The sequence below is a fragment of the Duganella violaceipulchra genome (assembly GCF_019166075.1).
Classification (GTDB): Bacteria; Pseudomonadota; Gammaproteobacteria; order Burkholderiales; family Burkholderiaceae_D; genus Rugamonas; species Rugamonas violaceipulchra.
In genome coordinates this window covers 24,781-50,633 of sequence record NZ_JAHTGR010000014.1, presented here as the reverse complement: position 1 = coordinate 50,633, position 25,853 = coordinate 24,781, and the positions used below count along the sequence as shown (strand labels likewise).

The window sequence follows — 25,853 nt, the reverse complement described above, 5'->3', positions numbered from 1 at the left end:
GTGCGGGGTGCAGCTTATTTCCTGGTGAAGACCAGGTCCCACACGCCGTGGCCCAGTTTCAGGCCGCGGTTTTCAAACTTGGTCAGCGGACGATAAGCCGGCTGCGGCGCGTAGCCGTCGGCGGTGTTCTGCAAGCCCTCTTCCGCGCCCAGCACTTCCAGCATCTGCACCGCGTAGTCTTCCCAGTCGGTGGCGCAATGCAGATAGCCGCCCACGGCCAGCTTCTGCACCAGCAGCTTGACGAACGGCGACTGGATCAGGCGGCGCTTGTTGTGGCGCGCCTTGTGCCACGGGTCCGGGAAGTAGATATGCACGCCGTGCAGCGAGCCGTCCGGGATCATCTGGTTCAGCACTTCCACCGCATCGTGCTGGATCGCCTTCAGGTTGGTCAGGCCCTGTTCTTCGATCAGCTTGAGCAGGCTGCCCACGCCGGGCGTATGCACTTCCACGCCGATGAAGTCCTTTTCCGGCATCACGCCGGCGATGTGTGCCGTGGTGCCGCCCATGCCGAAACCGATCTCCAGCACCACCGGCGCCTTGCGGCCAAAGACCTGCTCATAATCGAGCGGCGTCTTGGCGTATTCGATCATGTACTTCGGGCTCAATTCCTCCAGCGCGCGCGCCTGCGCGGTCGACAGGCGGCCCGCACGCGTGACGAAGCTGCGGATGCGGTGTTCGGTCGGGTCGTAGAGCATCGGCCGCGCTGGGCCGTCTTTAGGGGTATCGGAAGACATGGGATGAAGTGAGTCGATGAAGAATGAGGCAGCATTATATCAGTCGCCCAAAACCCATTTCAGCAAAAGATTGACACCCCGTTTGACTTGAGGTCTAATCGAGCCAGGAGGCGTGAAATCGTTTTCAAACGTCAAAATGCCCTGTTTCGCACCCTGTTAATCCTCAAAACGACCATCCATGACCGATTTCACTCAATTCCCTCCCTCATTCACCTGGGGCGTCGCCACCAGCGCCTTCCAGATTGAGGGCGGCGCGTCCGCCGACGGCAAAGGCCCGTCGATCTGGGACACCTTCAGCCACACGCCCGGCAAAGTCATCGACGGCAGCAACGGCGACGTCGCCTGCGACCACTACCACCGCTATCCGGAAGACGTGGCCATCATGTCCGGCATGGGCGTGGACGCCTACCGCTTCTCGATGGCCTGGTCGCGCGTGCAGCCAACGGGCAAAGGCGCCTGGAACGAAGCCGGTTTCGCCTTCTACGACCGCCTGCTGTCCGAATTGGAGGCCAAGGGCATCGAAGCCCACGCCACCCTCTACCACTGGGACCTGCCGCAAGGCCTGCAGGACGACGGCGGCTGGCTCAATCGCGACACCGCCCACCGCTTTGCCGACTATGCCGGCGAAGTGGCGCGTCGTTTTGGCTCGCGCTTGAAAACGATTGCAACACACAACGAGCCATGGTGCACGGCCAATCTGGGCTACGGCAACGCGCAGTTCGCGCCCGGCGTGGCGGACTTGAAGCAATCGATCCAGGTATCGCACCACCTGCTGCTGTCGCACGGGCTGGCGATGCAGGCCATGCGCGCGGTCGGCAGTCCGGCCAAGCTGGGCATCGTGCTCAATCAGTGGACCGCCGACGCGGCCACCGACAGCGCGGCCGACAAGGCGCTGGCGGAATTCGAATACGCCCGTTCGGTGCAGTGGTTCATGGACCCCATCTTCAAGGGCAAATATCCGGAACTGGCGCTGCAAGGCCACGGCGACAACGCGCCGGAGATCCACGAGAACGACTTCAAGGACATCCAGCACAAGATCGACTTCCTCGGCGTGAACTACTACTTCCGCGCCTACTGCTCGGCTGAGACGCCGCCGCGCCAGCCGGAAGCGAAGCTGGGCATCACCGACATGGGCTGGGAGATCTTCCCCGACGGCCTGACCGAGCTGCTGCTGAAACTGAAGGCGGAATACGACCTGCCGCCGATCTACATCACCGAGAACGGCATGGCCAACCCGGACGTGATCGTCGACGGCGAGATCCCGGACGAGGCGCGCATCGATTTCGTGCTGCGCCACCTGAAGGCGCTGAACGACGCCCGCCTGCAGGGCGTGGACATCCAGGGCTACTTCCTTTGGAGCCTGCTCGATAACTTCGAGTGGAACTCGGGCTACGCGAAGCGCTTCGGCATCGTCCACGTCGACTATGCGACGCAGAAGCGAACCTTGAAGCACAGCGCGCACTGGTACCGCGACTACCTGCTGAAACAAAGGCCGCAACGCACCGCGCACGCGGCCTAGAGCAAGCGTATCAACCCCGCCGGCGCAGATGCCGGCTTTTTCCTTTCTACAGGCCACAGAGCCTGATGCTTTACACTCCAACGAGAATAACGAGGACGACATCATGCAAACCGCACCATCCGCCGTGCCACCAGAGCCGCAGGCCTCCGCCGCCAGCAACCAACCGCCATCGCTACTGCGCGCCATGTTCGCGCCCGGCACGCCGATGCTGTGGGTCCCCAGCGGCTATTTCGCGATGGCGCTGACCTACATGATGCTCACCAGCGTCACCTCCATCATGTTCAAGAACCTGGGCATGGACAACGGCCAGGCCGCGCAGTACGCCAGCTACCTGATCCTGGCCTACACCATCAAGCCGCTGTTCGCGCCCTTCGTTGAAATGTACCGCACCAAGAAGTTCTTCGTGCTGTGCGCGCAGCTGATCATCGGCTTGGGTTTCGCCGGCGTGGCGCTGGCGATGTCGCTGCCGGACTACATGGTGGTGATGGTGTTCATGTTCGGCGTGCTGTCGCTGGTCGGCGCCACGCAGGACATCGCGTCCGACGGCGTGTACGTCACCTCGCTGGACGCCAAGACGCAGTCGCTGTTCTGCGGCATCCAGAGCCTGAGCTGGAACATCGGTCCCATCGTCGCCTCGGGCGGCATGGTGTATCTGAGCGGCTGGCTGCACACGCACTACTTCCATCACCAGGCCGGCGTGTTCGGGCCGGAGTGGATCGAATCGTGGCGCATCATCTTCTTCATCGTCGCGGCCATCACCATCGTCGCGGCGCTGTGGCACATGCGCGTGATGCCGGACGGCGCCAAGGCGGAGAACGCGCCGAAGTCGGTGGCCGAAGCGGCCTTCATCCTCAAGGATTCCTTCGTCACCTTCTTCCAGAAGCGCGACGTGTGGCTGATGGTGTCGTTTGCGTTCCTGTTCCGGCTCAGTATCGGGCTGCTGGAAAAAATCGGACCCTTCTTCATGGTCGACCCGGTGGCGCAAGGCGGGCTGGGATTGTCGAACGAGATGCTGGGACTGATCTACGGCACCTATGGCCTGATCGCGGTGCTGCTAGGTTCCCTGCTGGGCGGGATCTTCGTCGCGCGGCGTGGGCTGCCGGCGACCTTGTTCGTACTGTGCTGCGCGGTCAACATCCCCAACGTCACCTTCCTGTTGATGAGCATCTACCAGCCGCACGACCTGCTGATCATCAGCGCCGGCGTGGCGATCGAGAAGTTCTTCTTTGGTTTCGGTTCGGTGGGCTTCATGATCTACCTGATGCAGCAGCTGGCGCCGGGCAAATACACGACCACGCACTACGCCTTCGGCACCGGCCTGATGGGCCTGTGCATGATGGTCACCGGCATCGTCAGCGGCCACTTGCAGCAGTCCCTGGGTTATGTGCACTACTTCTGGCTGGTGATGGCCGCCACGATCCCATCGTTCATCGTCACCTGGTACGCACCGTTCCATCATAAAGACTAAACCCGCAAGGCGGTAAGCAAAAGGGCCGGCGCCTGAAAAGCGCCGGCCCTTTTTGTTGCCTCAACCCGGAGTCAGCCCCCCCCATTACAGCATGAGCCCGGACAAAAAAAACCCCTCGGCCTTTTCAGGAAGAGGGGCTGGAAGACCACTACAACAACACTGGGACTACATGAAAAACTCTTTGCTTAGAACGACTTGCCGACGTTGATGCCGAAGGTGCGCGGCGGCAGGTACTGCGCTTGCCACGGGCCGTTGGCGTTCATCGCGCTGGTCTTGATCTTCGCGTCTTCCGCGTTGCGGATGTAAGCGTCGAAGTACCACTTGGTATCGGCGTCGAAACGCAGGCCAAGGTCGGTACGGGTATAAGACTTCTGCTTGTCCGGCTCACCCAGATTGAACACGCTCAACCAGCTGGCCGTCTCGTAGTGCGCGCTGATGCGGGGAATCAGCGTGCCGTTGGCCAGCGCGAAGCTGTGCTGGTACATCATCTGCGCGCTGAACTTCGGCGAGTGCGGCATGGTGTTGCCGGTGACGTCCAGGCAGGTGCTGATGCCCGGCACCGAACACGCCGGCAGCACGTAGTCGTTACTGCCGCCGACCAGGTGCTTCAACGTGGCGTTGGTGTAGGCGGCGGTGAACTGCACGCGGTCCAAAGGTGTGATCTTGGCGGCGATCTCCGTCTCCAGGCCCCAGACCTTGGCGCCTTCCGCATTGCTGGTCGCCAGGCCGCGCGTGCCATCTGGATTGGTGATCGGTGCGCTGAACTGGAAGCCCTTGAACTTCTCGTAGTAGGCCGAATTATTCATCCGCACCGTGCCGCCCAGGAAGGTGCTCTTCGAGCCGACTTCGTAGTTGGTCAGCGTCTCGGAACCATATGGCACGCCGCCATCCTGCAGACCGCCGGACTTGTAGCCGGTCGATACGCTGGCGTAGACCATGTTGCTCTTGTCGATCTCGTAGCTCACGCGTACCAGGCCAGTGAGCTTGTGGTCGTTGAACACGCCGTCATTGTGCTGATAGGTCGAGAAGCCGGTGCCGCCACCCAGTGGATTCATCGAAGGGCTCACAGGAATCTGCGGCGCATCCGAATTGCTCCAGCCGTTGTTGGTGCCGCCGATGTTCTTGCGCTCGTCCGAGGTGTAGCGCAGGCCGCCGGTGACATGCAAGGCATCGTTGGCGTTCCAGGTGGCCTGGCCGAAGACGGACTTCGATTCCACGGTTTCCTTGGGCTGGATGAAGGAACCCTGCCAGCCCACGGTGCCCTGCTGGGTACCGTTCATGATCGGGATGTCGAAGCGGATGCCGTTGTCCTCATTGGCGTAGTACAGGCCAAGCAGCCAGTCCACATCGCGCTTGCCAGTCGACTGGATTTCCAGCTCGTGGCTGTAATTCTTGTACTTGGACCAGACGGTGTTGTTGGCCTGGTAGCTGCCGCCGCTGGTGAAGCTGGTCGGAATATTGGCACCGCCATCCTGGTCGAAGGTCGACGAGCCATTGAAGCGCGAGTAGCCAGCGATGTAGGCCAGGCTGATGTCCTTGTTGATCTCGTAGTCGACGCGGCTGCGCACCGAATGCGAATCGCGGTTGACGCTAGGCGCGACGTCGATCAGCGCCGACCAGAAATCCTGGCCCGCACGCGGCGTCTGCATCAGGTTCATGCTCGGCGTGCCGCGGTCCATATAGTGCTCATACGCGACGTTCCACTTCAGGCCCGGCATCGGCAGCCACAGGAAGCTCAGGCGCGCTGCGCTCTGGTCCTGCGCGCTGTATTTCTGGTTGTTGTTGACGTACAGGTTGGTGTTGATCGGCTGGAAGGCGATCGGGTTGCCCGGATGCGCCTTGTTCCATGTGGCGATCACCGGATCGGCCGCCGCGTGCTGCGCGGCGAGCGACAGGTTCGGCGCATCCTGGTAGCTGACGTAGCCGTTGTGCTGCTCGTGCACCACCGCCACGCGCATCGCCATGGTGTCGTTGATCGGGATGTTGACCGCGCCGCGCGCGCCCACACGGGCGTAGCTGCCGTAGCCCGCTTCGAAGTTGCCGGCGCTGCTGCCGATCTCCGGCTTCACGGTCTGCATATTGACTGCGCCGACCGTCGAGTTGCGGCCCCACAGCGTGCCTTGCGGGCCGCGCAGCACTTCGATCGCGTCCAGGTCGAACAGCAGCGCGGTCGCGCCTTCCGGACGCGGCGAGTAGATGCCGTCGACGAAGCTGGCCACTTCGGGATCGGCGTATTCGGTCTTGGCGCTGTCGTTGCCGATGCCGCGCAGGGTCATGGTGATCACGCCGTGGTCGCCTTGGCCGGTGGCGGCGAAGCCTGGCACCAGGTTGACCACATCCTGCAAGGTCTGCACGTGATTGTCGTCCAGCACCGCCGCGTTCAGCGCGGTCACCGCGACCGGGGTCTTTTGCAGCGAAGTGGTTCGCTTGGTCGCGGTGACATACACCTCGGTGATGGTCGATGAGGTTTTATCGGCGGCGGTGGCGACGGCGATGGACTGCTCGGCGGCCGATGCTTCGGCCGGGGTGGCCGCATAGGCGGTGACGCTGGTGCCGGCCATCAGGGCGAGGATGGCCAACTGGATCGGGGACGGCAAGCGCTTCCCGGACTGCGGTACGTGGACGTTCATAAGTCTCCTTTTGCGTAGCGATCGCCGGGGAAGGGGCGGTGCCACATTTATCATCGTGGAAATCGATTTCATGTTGTTTGAAATCGTTTTCAAATTCACTGAAAACGTTTTCGTTATTTGTGAAATCGATTTCATGGTACATAATTCAAATCAAGGATGTCAATTTAAAAATTGTAGCGGCGTTGTTTCCTTGACATGCGAGACGGCGTTTCGAGAGACTGTACACTCTACCGATGGAGACCAAAATAAAATGAAATCGATGCCAACACCTGTCAAAAGCGTCCTGATAGTCGGCGGCGGCACCGCCGGCTGGCTGACGGCGGCCTTCCTGGCCCGCACCCTGGGCGCCGGCGCGGACGACAATAGCGTGCGCATCACGCTGGTGGAATCGAAGGAAATCGGCATCATCGGCGTTGGCGAAGGCACTTTCCCGTCGATCCGCGGCACGCTTGCCGCCATCGGCATCGATGAAGCGCGCTTCATCCGCGAATGCCACGCCACTTTCAAGCAGGGCATCAAGTTCACCGACTGGGTGCGCCCGCCCGGCGCGCCGGGCAACGACCACTACTTCCATCCATTCAGCCTGCCCAGCCAGCGGCCCGGCGGCCCGGAGCTACTGCCCTACTGGCTGCAAGGCGCGGCCGCGCCGGGCGTGGGCTTCGCCGCCGCCGCCACCATGCAGAAGCGGGTGGCCGACGCCGCGCACGGCCCCAAGCGCTACAACGACGCCGACTTCATGGGACCGCTGAACTACGCCTACCATTTCGACGCCGGCAAATTCGCCGCCCTGCTCAGCACCCACGCGCAATCGCTGGGCGTGCGCCACGTGCTGGCCACGGTGGAGCGGGTGGAGCTGGACCAGCAGGGCGCGATCGGCGCGGTGCACACCAGGGAGGCCGGCGTGCTGACGGCCGACCTGTACATCGACTGCACCGGCTTCCGCGCCGCGCTGATCGGCGACGCGCTGGGCACGCCCTTCCGCAACATCAACGACACGCTGTTCGTCGACCGCGCGCTGGCGATGCAGGTGCCCTACGAGACGGCCGACACCCCCATCCCGTCCTACACCATCGCCACCGCGCACGAGGCGGGATGGACCTGGGACATCGGCCTGCACCAGCGGCGCGGCATCGGCTACGTCTACTCCAGCCGCCATACCGACGACACCCGCGCCGAGCAAGTGCTGCGCCAGTACATCGGCCCCGCCAGCGACGGCCTCAATCCGCGCCAGCTCAAGCTCAACGTGGGCTACCGCGAGCAGCACTGGGTGAAGAACTGCGTGGCGGTCGGCTTGTCGGGCGGCTTCCTGGAGCCGCTGGAATCGTCCGGCATCGGCCTGATCGAAACGGCGGCCTACCTGGTCAGCTACCTGTTCCCGCACAACGGCGACCTGGCGCCGGTGGCCAAGGTATACAACGAGATGATGAAGGCGCGCTACGAGCGCATCGTCGATTTCGTCAAGCTGCACTACTGCCTCACGCAGCGCAAGGACAACGCCTTCTGGACCGACAACACCGATCCGGCCAGCATTCCCGAATCGCTGCGCGACAAGCTGTCCATGTGGCGCACACGCGCGCCGCACCGCATGGACTTCGTGGTGGACCTGGAGATGTATCCGCCGTCCAGCTGGCAGTATGTGCTGTACGGGATGGAGTATCCGACCGCGCAATACGCCAACGCGCGCACGCTGCCGCGCGTCGACGAGGCGCGCAAGGAGTTCCAGATGATCGAGCAGATGTCGCACCGCGCGCTGGCCGACCTGCCCACGCACCGCGCGCTGGTCGAGCACTTCCTGCAGCGCGGCGAACGCAAGTCCGCCTGACGCGCTAGTAGGCGTCGACGTCGATCACGGCCTGGGTGAACGCTTGCGGTGCTTCCTGCGGCAGGTTGTGGCCCACGCCCTTGATGACGCGGTGCGTGCGCTTGCCGGTAAAGCGGGCCGCGTAGCCCAGTCCATCGGTGGCCGGCGCCACGCCGTCGCTGTCGCCGTCGAGCGTGATGGTCGGCACGGCGATCGCCGGGCCGACCGCCAGTCGCCGTTCCAGCGCGTCGTACTTCGGATCGCCCTGCTCCACACTCAAGCGCCAGCGGTAGTTGTGGATCACGATGGCGATGTAGTCCGGGTTGTCGAACGATGCCGCGCTGCGCTCGAAGGTGGCCTGGTCGAAGCGCCACTGCGGCGAGTTGGCCCGCCATATCAGCCTGGCGAACTCGCGGCGGTTGGCCTGGTAACCCGCCTTGCCACGCTCGGTGGCGAAGTAGAACTGATACCACCAGCCGTGTTCCGCCTGCGGCGCCAGGGGCAGCTGGTTGCGCTCGCGGTTGTTGATCAGATAGCCGTTCACCGACACCATCGCCTTGCAGCGCTGCGGCCACAAGGCCGCGATGATGTTGGCCGTGCGCGCGCCCCAGTCGTAGCCGGCCAGGATCGCCTGCTCGATCTGCAGCGCGTCCATCAGCGCGATGATGTCCAGCGCCACCGCCGCCTGCTGGCCGTTGCGGAAGCTGGCGTCCGACAGGAAGCGCGTGCTGCCGTGGCCGCGCAGGTGCGGCACGATCACCCGGTAGCCCCGCGCCGCCAGCAGCGGCGCCACCTCGGCGTAACTGTGTATATCGTATGGCCAGCCGTGCAGCAGCAGCACCGGCTTGCCGTCGGCCGGACCGGCTTCGTAGTAACCGACATCGAGCTCGCCGGCGCGGATTTGCCTGATCGGCGCCAGCGGCTGCGCGCCGTCGGCGGCGCGTGCCGGCGCGGCGAACGGCAACTCGGCGGCGGCCAGGCCGACGGCGGCCAGCGCGCCGGTCAGCAGGGTGCGGCGCCCGGTGTTCATGCCACCAGCGCCAGCTCGACGTGGATCTTGCCCAGCGCCAGCTTGGAGTACGGGCAGATCTTGTCGGCGGCGTTGACCAGCGCCTGGGCCAGTTCGCGCTCCAGGCCCGGCAGGCTGACGTTCAGGCGTGCTTGCAGCAGGTAGTCGTCGCCGGTGGTGCCCAGGTCGACTTCGGCGTCCACCGCCAGGTCCGGCGGCAGCTGCACTTTCATCGCCCGCGCGGCCAGGCCCATCGAGCCGATGAAGCAGGCCGACCAGCCGGCCGCGAACAGCTGCTCGGGATTGCTGCCCTGGCCGTTGCTGCCGGGCGAGGATAGCTTGAGGTCGAGGCGGCCATCGCTGCTGCGCACGCTGCCGTCGCGGCCGCCGGTGGTGTGGGTCTTGCCGGTGTAGAGCACTTGTTCGATCTTGGTCATGCTGGATTTCCTCAAAGTTGGTGGCTGACGCATTTACATCGCATCCGATGTAATCGGATGAGACGAATAATATCCCAAGCAAAATCAAAGTCAAGCAGTTCCGATCGAATCGCATGCGATGTATAATCATCGCACCGAGATCAACAAGGAGTCGCCATGACCGCCAACACCCCCGCCCAGGCCCGCAAGCTGGCCGACTTCCTGTGCTTTTCGATCTACTCCGCCAACCTGGCGTTTGGCCGCGCCTACCGCCCCATCCTGGACGAGCTCGGCCTGACCTACACGCAATACATCGCGATCATCGCGCTGTGGGAGCAGGACGGCCAGACCGTGACCAGTCTGGGCGAGAAGCTGTTCCTGGAATCGAACACGCTGACGCCGATCCTGAAGAAGCTCGAAGCGATGGGATATCTGCGCCGCGCGCGCGATCCGGGCGACGAGCGCCAGGTGCTGGTCAGCCTGACCGACGCCGGCCGCGCGTTGCGCGAGCGAGGGCTGGAGATGAACCTGGTGGAGGCCTGCGGCCTGACGCCCGATGAGTTCGCCAACGTGCAACAGGCCGTCGCCACGCTGCGCGACAGTCTGATCAAAGCGACAAAAACAACAACGGTGGGATTTCGATAGAATTCCGCTTGCTGACGAGAAATATTCATTTTAAACTGGCAATACCACCTCACCCGCCCCCTCTTCCCCGGGGCTCAGCTCTGCCCCGCCCCGCCTACCGGCCCGAGCTCCGCCGGCAAACCATAGATGACACAACGATGCCTCTTGCATCAACAACTATAGTCCACGGAGAACAAGATGAATTCGTTTAACAACCTCAAGATTGGTACCCGGCTGACGTTCGGCTTTGCCGTCGTGATCGCGCTGCTGATCGCGCTGGCCATCGTCGGCGTCCGCAGCATCCACACCATCAACGCCAACACCGACATCATCGTCCACGACCGCTATGCCAAGATCGCGCTCGCGCAAACCATCGAGAACGAGGTCAATCGGCAGACCCGCTCGCTGCGCACGGCGCTGATCGCCAACGACGAGAACATCACTGGCGGCGAGCTGGATAAGATCAGCGCCTCGGCGCCGGTCATCGCGGCGGCGCTCGACAAGCTGCAGGCCATCGTCCATACCGAGCAGGGCAAGGCCGCCCTGCAAGCGCTGCTGACCGCGCGCGCCACGTTCAAAGACCATGAGCACCATATGCTCGAGCTGATCAAAACCAAACAGAACGACGCCGCCCGCGACTACCTGATCAAGGAAATCATTCCCCCTCAAAACGCCTATCTGCATGCGATCGAAGCGCTCTCGAGCACCCAGGTCGAGGGCATGGAACAATTCGCCGCCGAGGCCAGCGCGCTGTCGAGCGGCGCCAGCTTGCTGATGAGCGTGTTCGCCGTGGCGGCGACGCTGCTGGCCACGGCCACCGGCTACCTGCTCACCCGCTCGATCGTCCAGCCCCTGCGCCAGGCGCTGCGCATCGCGCAAACCGTCGCCGCCGGCGACCTGAGCACCCACTTCGGCCCCTGTTCCAAGGATGAAGCCGGCCAATTGCTGCTGGCCTTGAAGGAAATGAACGACAGCCTCAAGCACATCGTCGGCCAGGTGCGCGCCGGCACCGAGACCATCGCCACCGCCTCAAGCCAGATCGCCAGCGGCAACCAGGACCTGTCCTCGCGCACCGAGCAGCAGGCCGGTTCGCTGGAGGAGACCGCGTCGTCGATGGAGGAAATCACCGCCACCGTCCGCGAGAACGGCCACAACGCCCGCCACGCCAACCAGTTGGCGGTGTCCGCGTCGGACGTGGCCGTCAAAGGCGGGGTGGTGGTGGCCCAGGTGATCGACACCATGGGCGCCATCCACGCCTCGGCCCGGAAGATCGTCGACATCATCGGCGTGATCGACGGCATCGCCTTCCAGACCAACATCCTGGCGCTGAACGCGGCGGTCGAGGCGGCGCGCGCCGGCGAGCAGGGCCGCGGCTTCGCGGTGGTGGCGAGCGAAGTGCGCAACCTGGCCCATCGTTCGGCCTCGGCCGCCAAGGAAATCAAGACCTTGATCAACGATTCGGTCGACAAAGTGGGCATGGGCAGCCAGCTGGTGAACCAGGCCGGCGCCACAATGGATGAGATCGTCGTCAGCGTCAAACGCGTGACCGACATCATGGCCAACATCGCCTCCGCCACCCAGGAGCAAGACACCGGCATCGAACAGATCAACCAGGCCATTACCGAGATGGACACCGTGACCCAGCAAAACGCCGCACTGGTGGAGGAAGCCGCCGCGGCGGCCGAGTCGCTGCAAAGCCAGGCCGGCTCGCTGGCCCAGCTGGTCAGCGTGTTCCAGCTGGAGGGCGAGCGTTCAGCGCCGCGCCTGGTCGCCAAGTCGGGCGCAGCCCCTGCCCGCCGCGCCGACCGGGCGCCGCAACTGGCGCTGGCTTGATGAGCATTGCATAGCTGCGCAGGCCCTGCGGCCGGCCCGTTATCGTTCGGGCGGCCGCAAAGGGCGAGCGAGTTTGAAGGAATCAAGATGTCCGCGCCAAGGCGGCAGTGGAGCGGGTGACGGGAATCGAACCCTCGTCGTATGCTTGGGAAGCTGTCCGAAGAAGTCAACAGCCACGCGGGTTGCAAGGCCGTTCACCATCCCCAAAGGCAACTATTTCACCTGAAAAATCGCCAGCATTTAGGCGGGGGGGATTCCTCTTTGGGGAGCAGCATAACATTGCTTTAATAATATTATTTATGGCTGATTTCAACTTACCTGCATTTACCTAAATTTGACAAACACGTGATCCGTGGGTATATTGCTTAGGCAGTCCTACAGCCCCTATCGTTCAGTGTCAATCAGCTACGCGGCAAGCCGTTGACAGTCTTTAGGATAAGCCACGGGGGCTGTTTTTCGTTTACGCGGAGCTTTTCTGCTCCTCACCGCTTCTCTCCCTACAGTTACTTCTGTGCCCCAGCTGGCAAACCCTTCGGAATGACATCGTCCACGTGTACACACCCGTGTGAGTCCGAATGAATTGGCACAACTAGGGTATAGGTGATATTCGGATAGTCGCCCATGGGACCAAATCCCAGGTGGATGCGGTACCCGTCAGCATCGGCGCCAGCTACCGCTGCATCAGAGCATCCGGCCTCCAGCCAGTCCACATACTGCTGCCCTGAGAAACCATCCTTCATTACACGGCTGTTATAGCCGTGGTCCGGCTTGAGCGGCAGCAATGGCGGACAGATATAGTCCGGCCGTTTCCATAGCCCGATAAGCAGGAGCTGCAAGTCAGCTTGTTGTACCGGCGTGAGTTTGACGGCACCATTAATCGTCAGTTTTTCCAATTTTCCGCTCAGCTGGACTCGCGCCACATACTCCCCCAGGACTCGCTTTCCTACAGTCGTCAGTGCCATATTCAAACCTAGTTATCTGCAAGGCATTAATTCTACGCAGTAACTGTCCTCGCGGCGATGTCACGACAAAATTTCGATGCAGATGATGTTTGCTTACGATTGAAGGCGTGAGAATTGGCGGCTGGCTTGGATAAAAGCTAGCGGCTGCTTTGATGGGCCTGCCCACTTTGCCAAAGCTCAATTACAGCAAATGGGGGCGGCTCAAGTCCTGACGGATGTCAGGATGCCGCCGAAGGACGGCCCCCCCTGCGTCATGAGCGCATGTAGGAGCGTTTTGGCCGGTCGTGCCGGCCAGCGACTATGCGATCAGCCTGGGGACACAATCGAACAGGGCGCAACATCCCCTCAGAATTTCCGTTATTTGCAACACTAATTCGGCGAGTCGATTCTCTCCAACTTTCTTTTTTCTTCAATCCTCAACAGGTCTTCTTCTTGCGAGCGTCGAAGGCTACCGGCCAGCGACCGGCGGACGCGTTGCGTATGTCCGAACACGACATCATTGATGGCTGCCTGATCGTCACGCAAGCAAAAACGAAGCGACCATTACGCATCAGTATTGCGGGCAAGCTGGCCGAGCTGATGGCGCGCATCCGCGCACGCAAGGCAACTCACAAGATCGTTACTGCTGGCCTGCTTACCAACACCAACAGCAAGCGTCTGACGCCCGCCGTGCTGCGGAATCATTTTGACGAGGCGAGAAAAAAGGCAGCGGCGGCCCACCCCGAAATGGCAGACGCAATTGTGGCCTTCCACTTCTACGATCTGCGCGCCAAGGCGGCAGCCGACACCGGCGAACAGCGCGGCGACCAGGCCGCCAGCGACTTACTGGGACACGGAAACGTGAAAACGACACAGCGCCATTATTTGCGTAGAGGCAAGATCGTAGACTCTACAAAATGACTTTTGGGGAGGAACTTCATTTTTGGGGAGGAAACCGCAGTTCAAAAACCGTCGATTTCTCCTATGGAGCGGGTGAAGGGAATCGAACCCTCGTCGTAAGCTTGGGAAGCTTCTGCTCTACCATTGAGCTACACCCGCGTGCCACGCATTCTACGCGGCTTTGCGCGCAATTGACAACATGGCGGCATGGCCGCCGGATCAAAATAACGAAAGCCCCGGCGAGCGGGGCTTTCGATCCGGCACGGCGGGCGCGCAGCCTGCCTGCGGAAATTACTTGGCGGCGCGACGGCGTGCGACCAAGCCGAGCAGGCCCAGACCTGCCAGCAGCATGCCGTAGGTTTCTGGTTCCGGCACCGGGATCATCGGGGTGAACTTGACCGAACCACCGCTTGCCGTCACTGCGTTGACATGCAGCTGGAAGGAGCCGAAGTCGCTCAGGGCGGTATTGTTGAAAGTCCACGTGGCAGTTTCGCCATCGGTGAAGCGGCCGCTGTTGTTGGCGGTCCGGAACTTGATCTGAGTGGCGCTGAGGCCGTTACTTGCCAGCGCAATGGTGCTGCCGACAGCAGCGCTGAAGTTGACTGGCGCGGCGCTCTTCTTATCGCTAAATTGCAGGCCGAAGATGAAAGGGTTGGTCGCGTTGAGCGCGTTGTCCCAGTTGGCCGCCAGGGTCCACACCGTGTTGCCACCCGATTCGGTGATCGTCAGGTGAGCCATGTCCTGGCTGGCAAAACCGGCCTCGAGGCTAGTGCCCAGAACGATGGTTTCGGTGGCGGCGAAGGCGGCAGGTGCCGAAGCGATTGCAGCGGCAAATGCACAGGCGGCGATGGCAGTTTTCGAGAGTTTCAAGGGAGTCCTCTTAGGGTAGTGATTGCGCTGCAATGGAAGGGCTTAACGCGTAACATCAAGCCAGTGATGTAAATATAACACAATACTTGCCAAGTGAGAACTTACTTTTGAAAAAAATAATGAATATTGTCCATAAGTAATTTTTTGTTGCGAAAATGTAGCATCCCATTTCTCTCAGGACAGGTTTGCCGCCGTCGACATTTATTCAAGCAAAGCGGCGATGGGCGTCTCAACTGCCCGCGGCGACGCACACCGTTGCGTCTTCGCAAAAATCATGACATTTGGGAAATAGTTGACACCTGAATCTGTTAGGATGCTAGCCACCCTCGACAACCCCATGCACAGGATCGCCCATGCGCAGCACCTCCCCAGCGACCGGCCGTGAAACCGTTCTTGAAGACGGCAAGCCCATCGTCACCACCACCGACCTCCAGGGCCGCCTGACCTACGCCAATTCCACCTTCGTCCACGCCAGCGGCTACGCCGACGACGAACTGGGCGGCCGTCCGCAGACCTCGCTCTACCATGGCGACATGCCGCCCGAAGTCGATGCCGACATGTGGCGCACCGTGCTGTCGGGCCAACCGTGGCGCGGCCTGGTCAAGTACCGCTGCCAGGACGGCGGCCATTTCTGGTGCATCGCCAACGTCACGCCGGTGATAGAAAAGGGCAAGACCACCGGCTTCATGTCGGTGTGCACCAAGCCCAAGCGCGAACAGATCGATGACGCCGAACAGCTCTACCGCACCGTCAGGGGCGGCAACCCGGACGGCGTGCGCATCGTGCGCGGCGCCGCCGCCGCGCGCGGCTGGCGCCGCTGGACCCAGGCGCTGCGCGACATCACGCTGGCGCAGCGCCTGGCGCTGTGCTTCGGCAGCATGGCCGTGCTGGGGCTGACGCTCGCCAGCCACGCCGTCTGGCCCTATGCCGACAGCGCCCTGCACTGGCAGGCGCTGCTGATGGTGGCGCTGGCCCTGTACAGCTGGCGCAACCTGCACCTGGCGGTGGTCGCGCCGATCAAGGCCAGCATCGAGGCGGCCCGCATCCTGGCCGGCGGCGACCTGACCACCCGCATGGCGGTCGACCGCCACGACGAGCTGGGCCAGCTGCAGGCATTCGTGCGCCAGCTGAACCTGAACCTGGCGTCCATCCTGGTCGACATCCGCAGCAACTTCAGCCTCACCCGCAGCACCACCACGCAGGTGCGCGCGGCCAATGCCGACCTGTCGGCGCGCACCGAGGCGCAGGCGGCCAACCTGGAGCAGACCTCGGCGCACATGGGCCAGATCACCGGCACCGTCAGCCAGACCGCCGACAACGTCAACACCGCCAGCGGCGTGGCGAGCGAGGCGACCGCGCTGGCCGAACGCACCGGCGTGGCGGTGACGCAGGTGGTGGCGGCGATGAACGACATCCGCGCCTCGTCGAGCCAGATCGTCGACATCATCAGCCTGATCGACGGCATCGCCTTCCAGACCAACATCCTGTCGCTGAACGCGGCGGTGGAGGCGGCGCGCGCCGGCGAGAGCGGGCGCGGCTTCGCGGTGGTGGCGGGCGAGGTGCGCAACCTGGCCCAGCGCAGCGCCGCCGCCGCCAAGGAGATCAAGACCCTGATCGACGCCTCGGCCGGCAAGATCGCGGTCGGCGCCGGCATGGCCAGCGCGGCGGGACAGGACATGGACGCGGTGATCGCCGCCATCGGCCGGGTGGCCGCCATCATGGGCGACATCAGCGGCTCGACGCGCGCGCAGAGCAGCGGCGTCAACCAGGTCAAGGACGCCATCATGCAACTGGACGAAGTGACCCGCCAGAACGCCCTGATGGTCGAGGAAGCCTCGGCCGCCACCGGCGTGCTGGACGTGCAGGCGCAGGCCGTGGCCAAGGCGCTGGAAGTGTTCAAGCTGCCGCCGCAGGGCAAGCCGGGCAAGGCGTCCGCCAAGCTGGCGCTGATCGCCTCGCCGCGCGCGCGGCCGCAACGCGCCGCGCCCCCCATCGCCCGCCGCGCCTGACGCCCGAAGCGCGACCGCCGGGCAGACCGACCGTGCACTTCAGCGCTTGATCCAGCCCATGCTGCCGGCGCCGACGTTGTGGATATACAGCCGTTCGGCCGTCTCGGTCACGCCGGTGGTCACCGGCGAGGCGCCGCTCGGGTCCTGCAGGTCGGCGACGATGCGGCCGTCCTCGGTGAACGCCAGCACATGGCCGTAAGGCTTGGGCTCGGGCCACAGCGCGCGCGGCAGGCGCAGCATCAGCTTGCGCAGAGACGGCTTGTCGGCCATCTTGTCGAGGTCGTTGCGCGGGCCGGACAGGCCCAGCCAGATCCTGCCCCCGGCGCCGCGCACCAGGTTGTCCGGATAACCGGGCAGGTTATCGAGCAGCACCTGCGCCTGCGGCGACGCCACCCGCACGTCCAGCCCGGCCGCGTCGACGGCGATCTTCCACACCCGGTACTTGCCGCTCTCGCTCACGTACAGCCAGCGCTGGTCCCCGCTCAGCAGCACGCCATTGGAAAAACTCAGGCCGCCGGCCACCACCCGCGCGGCCTTGCTGGCCGGATCGTATTCCAGCACGCGCCCGGTCGACGATTGTTCCAGCACGTCCAGCATGGCCGCCTCCATCGTGTCGCGCCGGACCGGGGCGAAGCGCTGCGAGGCGTCGCTGAAGTAGATCTTGCCGTTGGCCGCCACCGCCACGCCGTCGGCAAAGCGGATCGCCTCGCTGCCGACGTGGTCCGCCAGCACGCTGACGCTGCGGTCCGGCGCCACCGACAGCAAGCCCTTGACGGCGTCGGCCACGATCAGCTGGCCGGCACCGTCGAAGTCCAGGCCCAGCGGCCGGCCGCCGGTGTCGGCATAGGTTTCCAGCGCGGCGCCGTCGGCATTCATGCGCAGGATCTTGCCGCTGGCGACGCCGGTGTAGAGCTTGCCGTCGGGTCCGAGCAACACATGTTCGGGCCCCACTTCGCCGCCCAGCGCGATCTGCCGCGCGCCAGCCAGGCGCTGGTTGACCGCATGGATGCCCGTATAGCCGGGCGGCGTGGGCGCGGTCCAGCTGACCGGCACGATGGGCACCGGCCACAGGCCGAGATAAGCAGCGACGAGCAATGCAGCGAACATGGACACCTTGGCGATTTTTTTCATAGTGCGCCCAGTCTACGCAATCTTGATGCAGAATGGCAAAGCCTGTTTTACCAGTACACCCAGCCGGCGCCGGACGCGCCGGCGGCCAGGCGCGCGCCAGGCATCCCCAGCGGCGGCGCCTACGCCATGCAGCGCAAGGATATGCAGGGCATCGAATCGCCCAAGGGCTCGGGCCAGTATCCCGAGCCGAAATGGCTGGGCCTGATCCAGCACGACATGATGTTGTGGGACCACGGCATGCCGGTCGCCAAACTGGACACGGCCGGCAAGCCGGTGCTGGACGCCACGGGCCAGCCGGTCTACGTGTCGCCGCCGGAACAGCGGCGCGAGGCCGACGTCAACATCGAGCACCCGTCGGTGTCGCGGCAGGCGGAGGGATCGGCGCGACTGGCCTGGGCCCTGCGCGCGGCCAACGACAAGTACGCCAGCCGCTACCCGGCCGCCGTCGGCTTCCACATGACCAACACCGACTCGACGCCGTTCATGGACCTGGCGCCGGCCATCTCGCTGCGCGAGAACGAGCGCGGCCAGCAGATCGGCGCCGGCTGGAATCCCAACTGGCATCAGCCGACCGACGTCTACGCCGCCTATTCGGACCTGGATTTCCTGCTGGGCCAGAACGCGGCGCAGACCACGCTGGCCGGCGTGGCCAAGCTGGCCGGCGCCAGCGTCCAGCCGTAAAGCTTAGGGCTTCAGGTAGTTTTCCGAACGCGGACCATACAGCATGCCGTTGGGCGTGCCGGCCGACAGCAGGCGCGCGCTGGCCACACCGGCCACCGGATGCGAAGCGTCGGTGGTGCTGGCGATGATCTGCTTGACCGCGGCCGCCACCAGCGCGCCGATCAGGCCGCCGCCACCGCTGTTGCCGCCCTCGTTGTTGGAAGCCGACGCGGTGCCGCTCCACAGCAGCTTGCCGGTCTTCAGGTCCACCAGTTTGGCGTTGGCCGTCACCAGCACCACGCTGTTGAGCACATTGTAGCTGGCGCCGTAGTTGGTGATGGTCACATACATCGCGGCGTCGGCGCCGAAGATCTCGTTGAGTTTCTTGGCGTCGACCGCGTGGATATCGGCCGCGCTGGTCAGGCCGTTCTGCTTGAAGGTCTCGCCCACCAGCGCCACCGGCAGCACGTAGTAGCCGGCCTCGGCCAGCGGATACGTCACCTGCGCGTAGAAGCTGTTGCCGGCGTTGACCTCCGGCGAATTGTTCAGCGGCGGCAGCACCACGATGGAGCGCGGCTTGGCGGCCTTGAAGGCGGTGTAGTCATACGGCGCCTTCGGCGTCGCGCAGCCGACGATCAGCGCGGCCGGCACGACACAGACGGCCAGTTTCAGGATACGGTTCAGCATATCAGTTCACACCCTTGTTCATTTTTGCCAGCAGGAAGTCCATATACGTCGCCGATTCCGGGAACAGTTTCTTCTCGTCCTCGAACTGCGCCACCACCTGGTCCGGCTTGCCGGCGATCGAGTACAGCATGCCCAGGTGGGCATGGAAGCCCGGCGGCGCCGACTTGCCCTTGGCGCTCATGGTTTGCAGGTCTTTCTCCAGCACGGCGATCTGCTGGTCCGGGCTCTCGCCCTTCAGGTGCTGGTACACCTGCGGCTGATAGCCTTCCCAGCCGTACAGGGTCTTAGGCGCCGAGGCGCAACCGCTCAGGGTCGCGCCGGCGGCCAGCGCCAGCAGCAGGGCCGCGCTCTTGATCAGGGTGGGTTTCATGGCTGGCCTTATTGTTTGCGGGTCATGACACCGGCGTCGACGCCGGCCACCAGGTGGTCCACCGCTTCGCGCACGGCCAGGTCCAGCACCTTGCCGTTGAGCGTGGCGTCGTAGCTGGCGGTGCCGCCAAAGCCCAGCACTTCACGGTTCGACAGGCTGTACTCGCCCGCTCCCTGGCTGGAATACACCACTTCCGAGGTGGCGATGTTGACCACGTTCAGCGTGACCTTGGCATACGCCACCTGGGTCTTGCCGCGGCCCATGATGCCGAACAGCTGATGGTCGCCCACTTCCTTGCGGCCGAACTCGGTCACGTCGCCGGTGATGATGAAATCGGCGCCCTTGATGCTCTGGCTTTGTTTCTTGAATTCGGCTTCCTGCTTGGATTCCGACAGGTTATCGCGGTCCAGCACGTTGAAGCGGTTGGTCTGCTGCAGATGCGAAATCAGGATGGTCTTCGACTGGCTGCCCAGGCGGTCGACGCCGTCCGAGAAGATGCCGCGCATGAAGCTGGAGCGGTTGTCGAACTTGCCGACCGCGACCAGGGTACGGGCGCCGGTGTACGGCCGGGCGGCGCTGGCCACGGTCGGCACGGCCAGGGCCTGCGAACTTTCGGTGGCGCAACCGGACAAGGCCGAGACGAAGGCGGCGGCAGCCAGGATGGCGCCGGTGTGATGCATTTTCATAGAGACCCCGAAGATAGTTATTGTATTTTGCAACAGTAATACATTGCAATAATTTCCAAGAGGCAATTCTACGCGTTTGTTGCGCCGTCAATCTATCCAATAGTCACGGCGGCGCGCGCCAGCGCCGGCTGCGCGGCGATCGCCTGCAGCACGATATCGTGCAGGCGCTGGGCCGGCGCGCCCAGCTCGTCCGCGCCGCGATGCAGGCGCAGGCCGATCACCGGCAGCGGCGGCAGGCCGGGCTGCTCCAGCGCGCGCAGGGCCGGCGGCAGGCCGACCTGGGTGCGCACGGTCACACCCAGCCCGGCCGCCACCGCCGCCCACACGCCGCCCAGGCTGGGGCTGCTGAAGGCTATGCGCCACGCGATGCCGGCCCGGTCCAGCGCATGCAGCGCGGCCGAGCGCATCATGCAGGGCGCGTCCATCATCACCAGCGGCAGCGGCTCGCCGCGCCCGCTCCAGGCCGGCCATTCGGCGCCGCCGGCCGCGCCTGCGCCGGCCGCCGCTATCCAGCGCATCGGCAGGCGCGCCAGTTCCGGCGTGCGCCCCAAGGCCGGCCAGGCCTGCGCCGGGTCGCTCCAGGCCAGCGCCAGCTCCAGCCGCCCGGCCGCCATCTGCGCCATCAGGTCGGCGTTGCGCGCCACGCAGGCTTCGATGCGCAGCCGGGGATGGACGCGGGCGAAGCGGCCCAGCACTTCGGTCAGGATGTGCTCGCCGAAATCCTCCTGCATGCCCAGCCGCACGCTGCCGGCCAGCTCGGCGCCGCGCACGGCGGTGGCGGCCTCGTCGTTGAGTTCCAGCAGCCGGCGCGCGTAGCCCAGCAGCGACTCGCCGGCCGAGGTGGTCACCATGCCGCGCCCTTGCTTGCGCAGCACCGGCATGCCCAACTGCTCTTCCAGCTTCTTCAGCTGCGCGCTGACGGCCGAGGTGGAGCGCCCCAGCCGGTCGGCCGCCTGGGCGAAGCTGCCCAGGTCGACGCCGGTGACAAAGGTGCGCAGCACAGCGAGGTCAAAAGTGATTCTTCGCATGATCATCCCCATTCATCATCCCGCTTTATCGAACCATCCATCAAAATATTCCTGATTTTCAGGATCAAAATAGCCCTGTATCGTGGGCCTGTCAATCACCCCAACGGAGGCCATCATGCCCATGAGTCGCATTTCTCTGCTGAAAGGAAAATCGCCCGAGTACCTGGCCGCGCTGTCGCACAGCCTGCACCGCGCCATGGTCGAGGCCTTCAACGTGCCGGAACAAGACCGTTTCCAGGTCATCACGCAGCACGAGGCGTATGAGCTGGTCTTCGACCGCGACTACGAAAGCCCGGCCGGCCCGCGCTCCGACGACTTCGTGCTGATCCACATCACCACCGGCAAGCCGCGCAGCACCGAAATGAAGCAAGCCTTCTACCGCCGCCTGGTCGAGCTGCTGGCCGAGGCGCCCGGCCTGCGGCCGCAGGATGTGATGGTGGTGCTGTCGAGCTCGCAGGGCGACGATTGGTCGTTCAGCGGCGGCGCGCCGGCCGCCAGCCTGTGGAGGCCGGCATGATCGCGATGCAATACAGCTTCAGCCTGCCGGCCGACTACGACATGGCCATCGTGCGCGAGCGCATCGGCAGCAAGGGTCCGCTGCTGGACCAGCTGCCCCACCTGGCCTTCAAGGCCTATCTGTACGCGGAACGGGGAGATGCTACGGAGAACCTGTACGCGCCGTTCTACCTGTGGCACAGCGAGCAAGGCATGCACGACTTCCTCAACGGTCCCGGTTTCGCCGGCGTGGCACAGGCTTTCGGCTGGCCGTCGGTGCGCACCTGGACGCCGTGGCACGCCAGCGTCGGCGAGGCGGTGCGGCAGGCGCGCCACGCCACCCGCAGCGTCGAGGCGATCGCGCCGCACAGCGACCTGGCCCAGCTGCGCCAGCGGGAGGAGCAGCATGCGCGCCATGCGCTCGAGTGCGGCGCGCTGGCGGTGGTGATCGGCTTCGAGCCGGGCAACTGGAGCATCGTGCGCCTGTGCCTGTGGCGCGGCGAGCCGGCGCTGCCGCCGCTGCGGCACGAACAGCGCTACCGGGTCGGCCATGTGTCGGCGCCGGGGCTAGCGCAGCAGTAGCAACGCGCCGCGCGGCTGGGCGTTGGCCTGGGCCAGCATCGAGGCGCCGGCCTCGCGCAGGATGCTGGCGCGGGTCAGCAGCGCGGTCTCGCTGGCGTAGTCGGTGTCGCGGATGCGCGAGCGCGCCGCCGCCAGGCTGTTGGCACCGCTTTCGGCGTTGCTGGCCGCCGCCGACAGCCGGTTGCTGGCCGCCCCCAGCAGGGCCCGCAGGCTGCTCACCTCGTCGATCTTGCCGTCGTAGTAAGCCAGCGCGTCGGACGCGCCGCTGAAGGTGGACAAGTCCTGCGCCGGTTCGCCGGCGCTGTACACATCCTGCTGCACCACCTGCGGCGGCCCCACCACGACCGAGCTCTGCCTGCCCGCGCTCAGTCCCGCCGCCGCCGGATTGGCGCCGGTGATGGCCAGCGAGTGCGGCCCCGGCCGCACCGCCTCGGTCACGGTGACCACGCCCTTGTTCGCCCCCACGGTCAGGCCCAGCGAGCCGGCGCTGCCGGGATTGGATTCGGAGATGACGATATCGCGCCCGTCGGCGGCGCTGAGCGTGAGCGTGCCGCCGGCGGCGCTGGCGGTCACGCCGCTGGCGCCCGCTGCCGCGCTGATGGCGCCGGCGGCGCTGGCCGCCCGGATCGCGGCGGTGTTGCCGGCGATGGCGCCGATGTTGACGCCGTTGATGGAGAAGCTGGCCGCCGCCAGCGCGCCGTTGGCGGCGACGGCGCCCGCCACGCTGGTGGCGGCGCTGGCCGTCACATTGCGCACATTGGCGCCGTTGATAGCGGCCGCCACCGCGAAGGCGCTGGCGGCGCCCTGCCCCGGCTGCGCGCCGGCCGCCGACGCCCCCACCGCCACGCCATTGATGACCAGGTCGCCATTGCCGATCGCCCCCAGCACCGCCGTGCCGACCGCCGTGGCCTGCTCCGGCGCGACGCTGACATTGGCCAGGTTGGTGCCGATCGGCACCAGCGCGGCCGGGATGGCCAGCGTCAGCGTCTGGTTCGCCTCGGCGCCAACCTGCAGCTGCTGCGAGAACGTGCCGTCGAGCAAGCTCTGGTTGTTAAAGCGGGCGCCGGCGACGATGTCCACATTGGACGCGACCAGCGCGTTGACCTCGCCCTGGATGGCGGCGCGGTCGGTCTTGCTGTTGGTGGCGTTGGCGGCCTGCACCGCCAGCTCGCGCATGCGCTGGAAATTGTCCAGCAACTGGCCGGCCGCGCCATCGGCCACCTGGATCAGGGAAATGCCGTCGTTGATGTTTTGCCGCGCCTGGTGCAAGCCATTGATGCCGGCGCTCATGCGCTCGCTGATGGCCAGCCCGGCCGCGTCGTCGCGCGCCGAATGGATGCGCTGGCCGCTCGACAGTTTTTGCAGCCGCACAGCCATCTCCTCGCCCGACTGCGCATAACTGCGCTGGGCGTTCAGGGAGGAGAGGTTGGTATTGATCTGCATGTCGCCGATACTCGCTGCCATCACGGAACGATGGTTGATGATTATCTATCGGCAACAAAACGCGGGACTTGAGCAGTCCCGCCTCAAAAACGCGCTTACTTGATGGTGTAAGGCGAGGCCTGGCCGCGCGAATCGCGGTCGTAGTCGGAGCCTTCTGTGGCCGAGACCGTCTGACCCGTGCCCTTGGAAGGGATGCGGGTACCGGTCAGCGGACGGGCCTGGGATGGCTTGGCGGCCGGTGCCGAAGCGTCGGCCTGGACGATAGGCTGCTCGGTGGTGGCACAGGCGGTCAGGCCGACGAGGCTGGCGAGCATTGCAGCGGTCAAAAATTTATTCATGAGACACCCTATGTTTTAGTTGGTTTTTAGATATTATCTATAAAATAACTAAGGTGTCCATCACTGTTACAGAATAATTTTAACCAGGCAGCAATTCCAGCCGTTCGCGGGCCTGGGCCAGCTGCGTGCTGTCCATGCGGGCGGCGGCATTTTTCAGGTAGCGGCCGGCGGCGGCGTAGCCGCTGCGCTCGGCCATCGCCAGCCACATCCAGGCCTGCCCGATATCGGCGCGCACGCCCTGGCCAACCATGAACATCAGCCCCAGGTTGAACTGCGCGCGCGCATGGCCCTGGCCGGCGGCCTGCAGATACCAGTGGTGCGCCTGCGCGTAATCCTGCGCCAGGCCCTGGCCGTTGTCGAAGCGCAGACCCAGCGTGAACTGCGCCAGCGCGTGCCCCAGCTCGGCCGCCTTGGCGTACCAGCCGTTGGCCTGGGCGCAATCGGGTTGCGGACCGTCGTCCTTGTCGAACAGCAGACCCAGGTTGTACTGGGCCGCCGCGTAATCCTGCTCGGCGGCGCGGCGGTACCAGGCCATCGCCTTGCGGTCGTCGCGCGGCACGCCGCGTCCCGTTTCATAGCGCAGGCCGAGGTCGAACTGCGCCCGCAGATGTCCCTGGTCGGCCGCCTTGCGGTACCAGAAGATCGCCTCCTGGGGGTCCTGCACCACGCCGTGGCCGGCGTCGTACAGCATGCCCAGGTGGTACTGCGCGCCGGGGAAGCCCTGCTCGGCCGCCTTGCGGTACCAGAACTGCGCCTGCTCGTAATCCTGCACCACGCCCTGGCCGTGATCGTAGCGCAGGCCCAAGTTGTTCTGCGCCGCCGCGTGACCCTGCTCGGCCGCCTTGCGATACCAGTCCAGCGCCTTTTGCTCGTCGCGCGGCACACCCTGGCCGTTGTCGTAGATCAGGCCCAGGTTGAACTGCGAGCTGGCGTGGTCCTGCTCGGCCGCGCGGCGGTACCACAGGATGGCCTTCTGGCTGTCCTGCGCGATGCCGTCGCCCTTGTCGAAGCGCAGCGCCAGGTTGAACTGCGCCGGCGCGTAGCCCTGGTCGGCCGCCTTGCGGTACCAGGACATCGCCTGGCCCACGTCCTGCGGCACGCCCTGGCCGTTGTCGTAGCGCAGGCCGAGGTTGAACTGGGCGCGCGGATAGCCCTGCTCGGCCGCCTTGCGGTACCAGGCGATGGCCTGCTTGAAATCCTGCGGCACCCCCTTGCCGGTGTCGTACATCATGCCGAGATTGTTTTGCGCGCCGGCGTCGCCCTGGTCGGCCGCCTTGCTGAACCAGTACATGGCCTTGCTGGTATCGGCGTCCAGGCCCTGGCCCTTGGCGTACAGCCAGCCCAGGTTGTACTGCGCGGCGGCGTAGCCCTGCTCCGCCGCCAGCTGGTACCACGCGGCCGCTTCCTGGTAATTCTGCTCGACGCCCTGGCCCTTCTGGTACATCACGCCCAGGTTGTACTGCGCGTGTTCCAGGCCGGACTGCGCGGCCTGGCGATACCAGACCACCGCCAGCTCGTAGCTCTGCGCCACGCCCTGGCCGTTGAAATACATGAAGCCCAGGCTGTGCTGGGCATTGGCCACGCCACGCTCGGCCAGTCCCTTGACGCGCAAGAACTCGGCGGTGTAAGTGCTGCCGCTGTTGGCGTCGGCTTCGTTGGGACCGTATTTCGTCATGCTG

The 25,853-nt window shown here is 64.8% G+C and carries 24 protein-coding genes and 1 tRNA gene; 10 read left to right on the top strand and 15 right to left on the bottom strand.

Features of this window, described 5'->3' with window-relative positions; genetic code table 11:
- Positions 1-14: 14 nt before the first annotated feature.
- A complete protein-coding gene (gene trmB, locus KVP70_RS23595; RefSeq protein ID WP_217945032.1) occupies positions 15-695 on the bottom strand; it encodes a tRNA (guanosine(46)-N7)-methyltransferase TrmB in 681 nt (226 codons plus the stop codon).
- Positions 696-912: 217 nt separating this feature from the next.
- On the opposite strand from trmB, the gene KVP70_RS23590 reads away from it, so the two are divergent.
- Both KVP70_RS23590 and KVP70_RS23585 read left to right on the top strand, forming a co-directional pair.
- On the top strand, positions 913-2,253 hold the full coding sequence (locus KVP70_RS23590; protein WP_217944869.1) for a GH1 family beta-glucosidase: 1,341 nt from the start codon (positions 913-915) through the stop codon (positions 2,251-2,253).
- A 103-nt stretch (positions 2,254-2,356) separates the two neighbouring features.
- On the top strand, positions 2,357-3,721 hold the full coding sequence (locus tag KVP70_RS23585; RefSeq protein ID WP_229225054.1) for an MFS transporter: 1,365 nt from the start codon (positions 2,357-2,359) through the stop codon (positions 3,719-3,721).
- A gap of 185 nt (positions 3,722-3,906) precedes the next feature.
- Here the strand turns inward: KVP70_RS23585 and KVP70_RS23580 are convergent, their stop codons facing one another.
- Positions 3,907-6,351, bottom strand: coding sequence for a TonB-dependent receptor (locus tag KVP70_RS23580; protein ID WP_217944867.1), 2,445 nt, complete (start codon positions 6,349-6,351; stop codon positions 3,907-3,909).
- 250 nt (positions 6,352-6,601) lie between these two features.
- On the opposite strand from KVP70_RS23580, the gene KVP70_RS23575 reads away from it, so the two are divergent.
- On the top strand, positions 6,602-8,173 hold the full coding sequence (locus KVP70_RS23575; protein ID WP_217944865.1) for a tryptophan halogenase family protein: 1,572 nt from the start codon (positions 6,602-6,604) through the stop codon (positions 8,171-8,173).
- A 4-nt stretch (positions 8,174-8,177) separates the two neighbouring features.
- Here the strand turns inward: KVP70_RS23575 and KVP70_RS23570 are convergent, their stop codons facing one another.
- Together KVP70_RS23570 and KVP70_RS23565 are read right to left on the bottom strand one after the other, a co-directional pair.
- Positions 8,178-9,182 carry an alpha/beta fold hydrolase gene (locus KVP70_RS23570; protein ID WP_217944863.1) on the bottom strand — a complete coding sequence of 335 codons (1,005 nt, stop codon included), beginning with the start codon at positions 9,180-9,182 and terminating at the stop codon, positions 8,178-8,180.
- Complete coding sequence (locus KVP70_RS23565; RefSeq protein ID WP_217944861.1) at positions 9,179-9,598, bottom strand: organic hydroperoxide resistance protein; 420 nt, start codon at positions 9,596-9,598, stop codon at positions 9,179-9,181. The genes KVP70_RS23570 and KVP70_RS23565 overlap by 4 nt, the downstream gene beginning before the upstream one ends.
- A gap of 156 nt (positions 9,599-9,754) precedes the next feature.
- On the opposite strand from KVP70_RS23565, the gene KVP70_RS23560 reads away from it, so the two are divergent.
- Both KVP70_RS23560 and KVP70_RS34890 read left to right on the top strand, forming a co-directional pair.
- Positions 9,755-10,222 (top strand): MarR family winged helix-turn-helix transcriptional regulator, encoded by a 468-nt coding sequence (locus KVP70_RS23560; RefSeq protein WP_217944859.1) that lies wholly within the window; start codon positions 9,755-9,757, stop codon positions 10,220-10,222.
- A gap of 177 nt (positions 10,223-10,399) precedes the next feature.
- Positions 10,400-12,034: a methyl-accepting chemotaxis protein gene (locus KVP70_RS34890; RefSeq protein ID WP_217944857.1), complete on the top strand. Its 1,635-nt coding sequence runs from the start codon at positions 10,400-10,402 to the stop codon at positions 12,032-12,034.
- A gap of 503 nt (positions 12,035-12,537) precedes the next feature.
- On the opposite strand, the gene KVP70_RS23550 is transcribed toward KVP70_RS34890, so the two are convergent.
- Positions 12,538-12,996 carry a hypothetical protein gene (locus KVP70_RS23550; protein WP_217944855.1) on the bottom strand — a complete coding sequence of 153 codons (459 nt, stop codon included), beginning with the start codon at positions 12,994-12,996 and terminating at the stop codon, positions 12,538-12,540.
- 300 nt (positions 12,997-13,296) lie between these two features.
- Between KVP70_RS23550 and KVP70_RS23545 the strand changes: the two genes are divergently transcribed.
- Positions 13,297-13,896: a tyrosine-type recombinase/integrase gene (locus tag KVP70_RS23545; protein WP_217944853.1), complete on the top strand. Its 600-nt coding sequence runs from the start codon at positions 13,297-13,299 to the stop codon at positions 13,894-13,896.
- A gap of 64 nt (positions 13,897-13,960) precedes the next feature.
- Here KVP70_RS23545 and KVP70_RS23540 read toward each other — a convergent pair.
- Positions 13,961-14,034, bottom strand: a tRNA-Gly gene (locus tag KVP70_RS23540).
- A 132-nt stretch (positions 14,035-14,166) separates the two neighbouring features.
- Positions 14,167-14,745: an FxDxF family PEP-CTERM protein gene (locus KVP70_RS23535; protein ID WP_217944851.1), complete on the bottom strand. Its 579-nt coding sequence runs from the start codon at positions 14,743-14,745 to the stop codon at positions 14,167-14,169.
- Positions 14,746-15,098: 353 nt separating this feature from the next.
- Between KVP70_RS23535 and KVP70_RS23530 the strand changes: the two genes are divergently transcribed.
- Entirely contained in the window at positions 15,099-16,754 is a 1,656-nt protein-coding gene (locus KVP70_RS23530; RefSeq protein WP_217944849.1) for a methyl-accepting chemotaxis protein, read from the top strand.
- A 39-nt stretch (positions 16,755-16,793) separates the two neighbouring features.
- On the opposite strand, the gene KVP70_RS23525 is transcribed toward KVP70_RS23530, so the two are convergent.
- Complete coding sequence (locus tag KVP70_RS23525; protein WP_229225052.1) at positions 16,794-17,885, bottom strand: SMP-30/gluconolactonase/LRE family protein; 1,092 nt, start codon at positions 17,883-17,885, stop codon at positions 16,794-16,796.
- 126 nt (positions 17,886-18,011) lie between these two features.
- On the opposite strand from KVP70_RS23525, the gene KVP70_RS23520 reads away from it, so the two are divergent.
- Positions 18,012-18,566, top strand: a complete 555-nt coding sequence (locus KVP70_RS23520; RefSeq protein WP_229225051.1) for a hypothetical protein — start codon at positions 18,012-18,014, stop codon at positions 18,564-18,566.
- Between the two features lie 3 nt (positions 18,567-18,569).
- Here the strand turns inward: KVP70_RS23520 and KVP70_RS23515 are convergent, their stop codons facing one another.
- From KVP70_RS23515 to KVP70_RS23500, 4 genes are all read right to left on the bottom strand, one after another.
- Positions 18,570-19,232, bottom strand: coding sequence for a DUF799 domain-containing protein (locus KVP70_RS23515; RefSeq protein ID WP_217944845.1), 663 nt, complete (start codon positions 19,230-19,232; stop codon positions 18,570-18,572).
- Between the two features lies 1 nt (position 19,233).
- Positions 19,234-19,602, bottom strand: a complete 369-nt coding sequence (locus KVP70_RS23510; protein ID WP_217944843.1) for a DUF4810 domain-containing protein — start codon at positions 19,600-19,602, stop codon at positions 19,234-19,236.
- Positions 19,603-19,610: 8 nt separating this feature from the next.
- Positions 19,611-20,288 (bottom strand): CsgG/HfaB family protein, encoded by a 678-nt coding sequence (locus KVP70_RS23505; RefSeq protein ID WP_416053872.1) that lies wholly within the window; start codon positions 20,286-20,288, stop codon positions 19,611-19,613.
- A gap of 92 nt (positions 20,289-20,380) precedes the next feature.
- Entirely contained in the window at positions 20,381-21,316 is a 936-nt protein-coding gene (locus KVP70_RS23500) for a LysR substrate-binding domain-containing protein (protein ID WP_217944841.1), read from the bottom strand.
- 121 nt (positions 21,317-21,437) lie between these two features.
- On the opposite strand from KVP70_RS23500, the gene KVP70_RS23495 reads away from it, so the two are divergent.
- Entirely contained in the window at positions 21,438-21,833 is a 396-nt protein-coding gene (locus tag KVP70_RS23495; protein WP_416053873.1) for a tautomerase family protein, read from the top strand.
- Entirely contained in the window at positions 21,830-22,393 is a 564-nt protein-coding gene (locus tag KVP70_RS23490) for a DUF4865 family protein (protein WP_217944837.1), read from the top strand. Before KVP70_RS23495 ends, KVP70_RS23490 begins: the two co-directional genes overlap by 4 nt.
- Here the strand turns inward: KVP70_RS23490 and KVP70_RS23485 are convergent.
- The 3 genes from KVP70_RS23485 to KVP70_RS23475 form a co-directional block, all read right to left on the bottom strand.
- Positions 22,379-23,836 carry a flagellin N-terminal helical domain-containing protein gene (locus KVP70_RS23485; RefSeq protein ID WP_217944835.1) on the bottom strand — a complete coding sequence of 486 codons (1,458 nt, stop codon included), beginning with the start codon at positions 23,834-23,836 and terminating at the stop codon, positions 22,379-22,381. The two genes, KVP70_RS23490 and KVP70_RS23485, sit on opposite strands and share 15 nt — an antisense overlap.
- 95 nt (positions 23,837-23,931) lie before the next feature.
- The gene (locus tag KVP70_RS23480) at positions 23,932-24,174 is read right to left on the bottom strand and encodes a hypothetical protein (RefSeq protein WP_217944833.1); all 243 of its coding nucleotides are present in this window, start codon (positions 24,172-24,174) and stop codon (positions 23,932-23,934) included.
- A gap of 79 nt (positions 24,175-24,253) precedes the next feature.
- Positions 24,254-25,849, bottom strand: coding sequence for an SEL1-like repeat protein (locus KVP70_RS23475; RefSeq protein ID WP_217944831.1), 1,596 nt, complete (start codon positions 25,847-25,849; stop codon positions 24,254-24,256).
- Positions 25,850-25,853 lie beyond the last annotated feature (4 nt).

Bases quoted from the DNA above. Each gene is read 5' to 3' on its own strand.
- KVP70_RS23480 (WP_217944833.1), bottom strand. From the start codon at position 24,174: ATGAATAAATTTTTGACCGCTGCAATGCTCGCCAGCCTCGTCGGCCTG.
- KVP70_RS23590 (WP_217944869.1), top strand. From the start codon at position 913: ATGACCGATTTCACTCAATTCCCTCCCTCATTCACCTGGGGCGTCGCC.
- KVP70_RS23525 (WP_229225052.1), bottom strand. From the start codon at position 17,885: ATGAAAAAAATCGCCAAGGTGTCCATGTTCGCTGCATTGCTCGTCGCT.
- KVP70_RS23495 (WP_416053873.1), top strand. From the start codon at position 21,438: ATGAGTCGCATTTCTCTGCTGAAAGGAAAATCGCCCGAGTACCTGGCC.
- KVP70_RS23485 (WP_217944835.1), bottom strand. From the start codon at position 23,836: ATGCAGATCAATACCAACCTCTCCTCCCTGAACGCCCAGCGCAGTTAT.
- trmB (WP_217945032.1), bottom strand. From the start codon at position 695: ATGCTCTACGACCCGACCGAACACCGCATCCGCAGCTTCGTCACGCGT.
- KVP70_RS23560 (WP_217944859.1), top strand. From the start codon at position 9,755: ATGACCGCCAACACCCCCGCCCAGGCCCGCAAGCTGGCCGACTTCCTG.
- KVP70_RS34890 (WP_217944857.1), top strand. From the start codon at position 10,400: ATGAATTCGTTTAACAACCTCAAGATTGGTACCCGGCTGACGTTCGGC.
- KVP70_RS23515 (WP_217944845.1), bottom strand. From the start codon at position 19,232: ATGCTGAACCGTATCCTGAAACTGGCCGTCTGTGTCGTGCCGGCCGCG.
- KVP70_RS23505 (WP_416053872.1), bottom strand. From the start codon at position 20,288: ATGAAAATGCATCACACCGGCGCCATCCTGGCTGCCGCCGCCTTCGTC.
- KVP70_RS23475 (WP_217944831.1), bottom strand. From the start codon at position 25,849: ATGACGAAATACGGTCCCAACGAAGCCGACGCCAACAGCGGCAGCACT.
- KVP70_RS23510 (WP_217944843.1), bottom strand. From the start codon at position 19,602: ATGAAACCCACCCTGATCAAGAGCGCGGCCCTGCTGCTGGCGCTGGCC.
- KVP70_RS23575 (WP_217944865.1), top strand. From the start codon at position 6,602: ATGAAATCGATGCCAACACCTGTCAAAAGCGTCCTGATAGTCGGCGGC.
- KVP70_RS23585 (WP_229225054.1), top strand. From the start codon at position 2,357: ATGCAAACCGCACCATCCGCCGTGCCACCAGAGCCGCAGGCCTCCGCC.
- KVP70_RS23530 (WP_217944849.1), top strand. From the start codon at position 15,099: ATGCGCAGCACCTCCCCAGCGACCGGCCGTGAAACCGTTCTTGAAGAC.
- KVP70_RS23490 (WP_217944837.1), top strand. From the start codon at position 21,830: ATGATCGCGATGCAATACAGCTTCAGCCTGCCGGCCGACTACGACATG.
- KVP70_RS23565 (WP_217944861.1), bottom strand. From the start codon at position 9,598: ATGACCAAGATCGAACAAGTGCTCTACACCGGCAAGACCCACACCACC.
- KVP70_RS23570 (WP_217944863.1), bottom strand. From the start codon at position 9,182: ATGAACACCGGGCGCCGCACCCTGCTGACCGGCGCGCTGGCCGCCGTC.
- KVP70_RS23580 (WP_217944867.1), bottom strand. From the start codon at position 6,351: ATGAACGTCCACGTACCGCAGTCCGGGAAGCGCTTGCCGTCCCCGATC.
- KVP70_RS23550 (WP_217944855.1), bottom strand. From the start codon at position 12,996: ATGGCACTGACGACTGTAGGAAAGCGAGTCCTGGGGGAGTATGTGGCG.
- KVP70_RS23545 (WP_217944853.1), top strand. From the start codon at position 13,297: ATGCGATCAGCCTGGGGACACAATCGAACAGGGCGCAACATCCCCTCA.
- KVP70_RS23500 (WP_217944841.1), bottom strand. From the start codon at position 21,316: ATGCGAAGAATCACTTTTGACCTCGCTGTGCTGCGCACCTTTGTCACC.
- KVP70_RS23520 (WP_229225051.1), top strand. From the start codon at position 18,012: ATGCAGCGCAAGGATATGCAGGGCATCGAATCGCCCAAGGGCTCGGGC.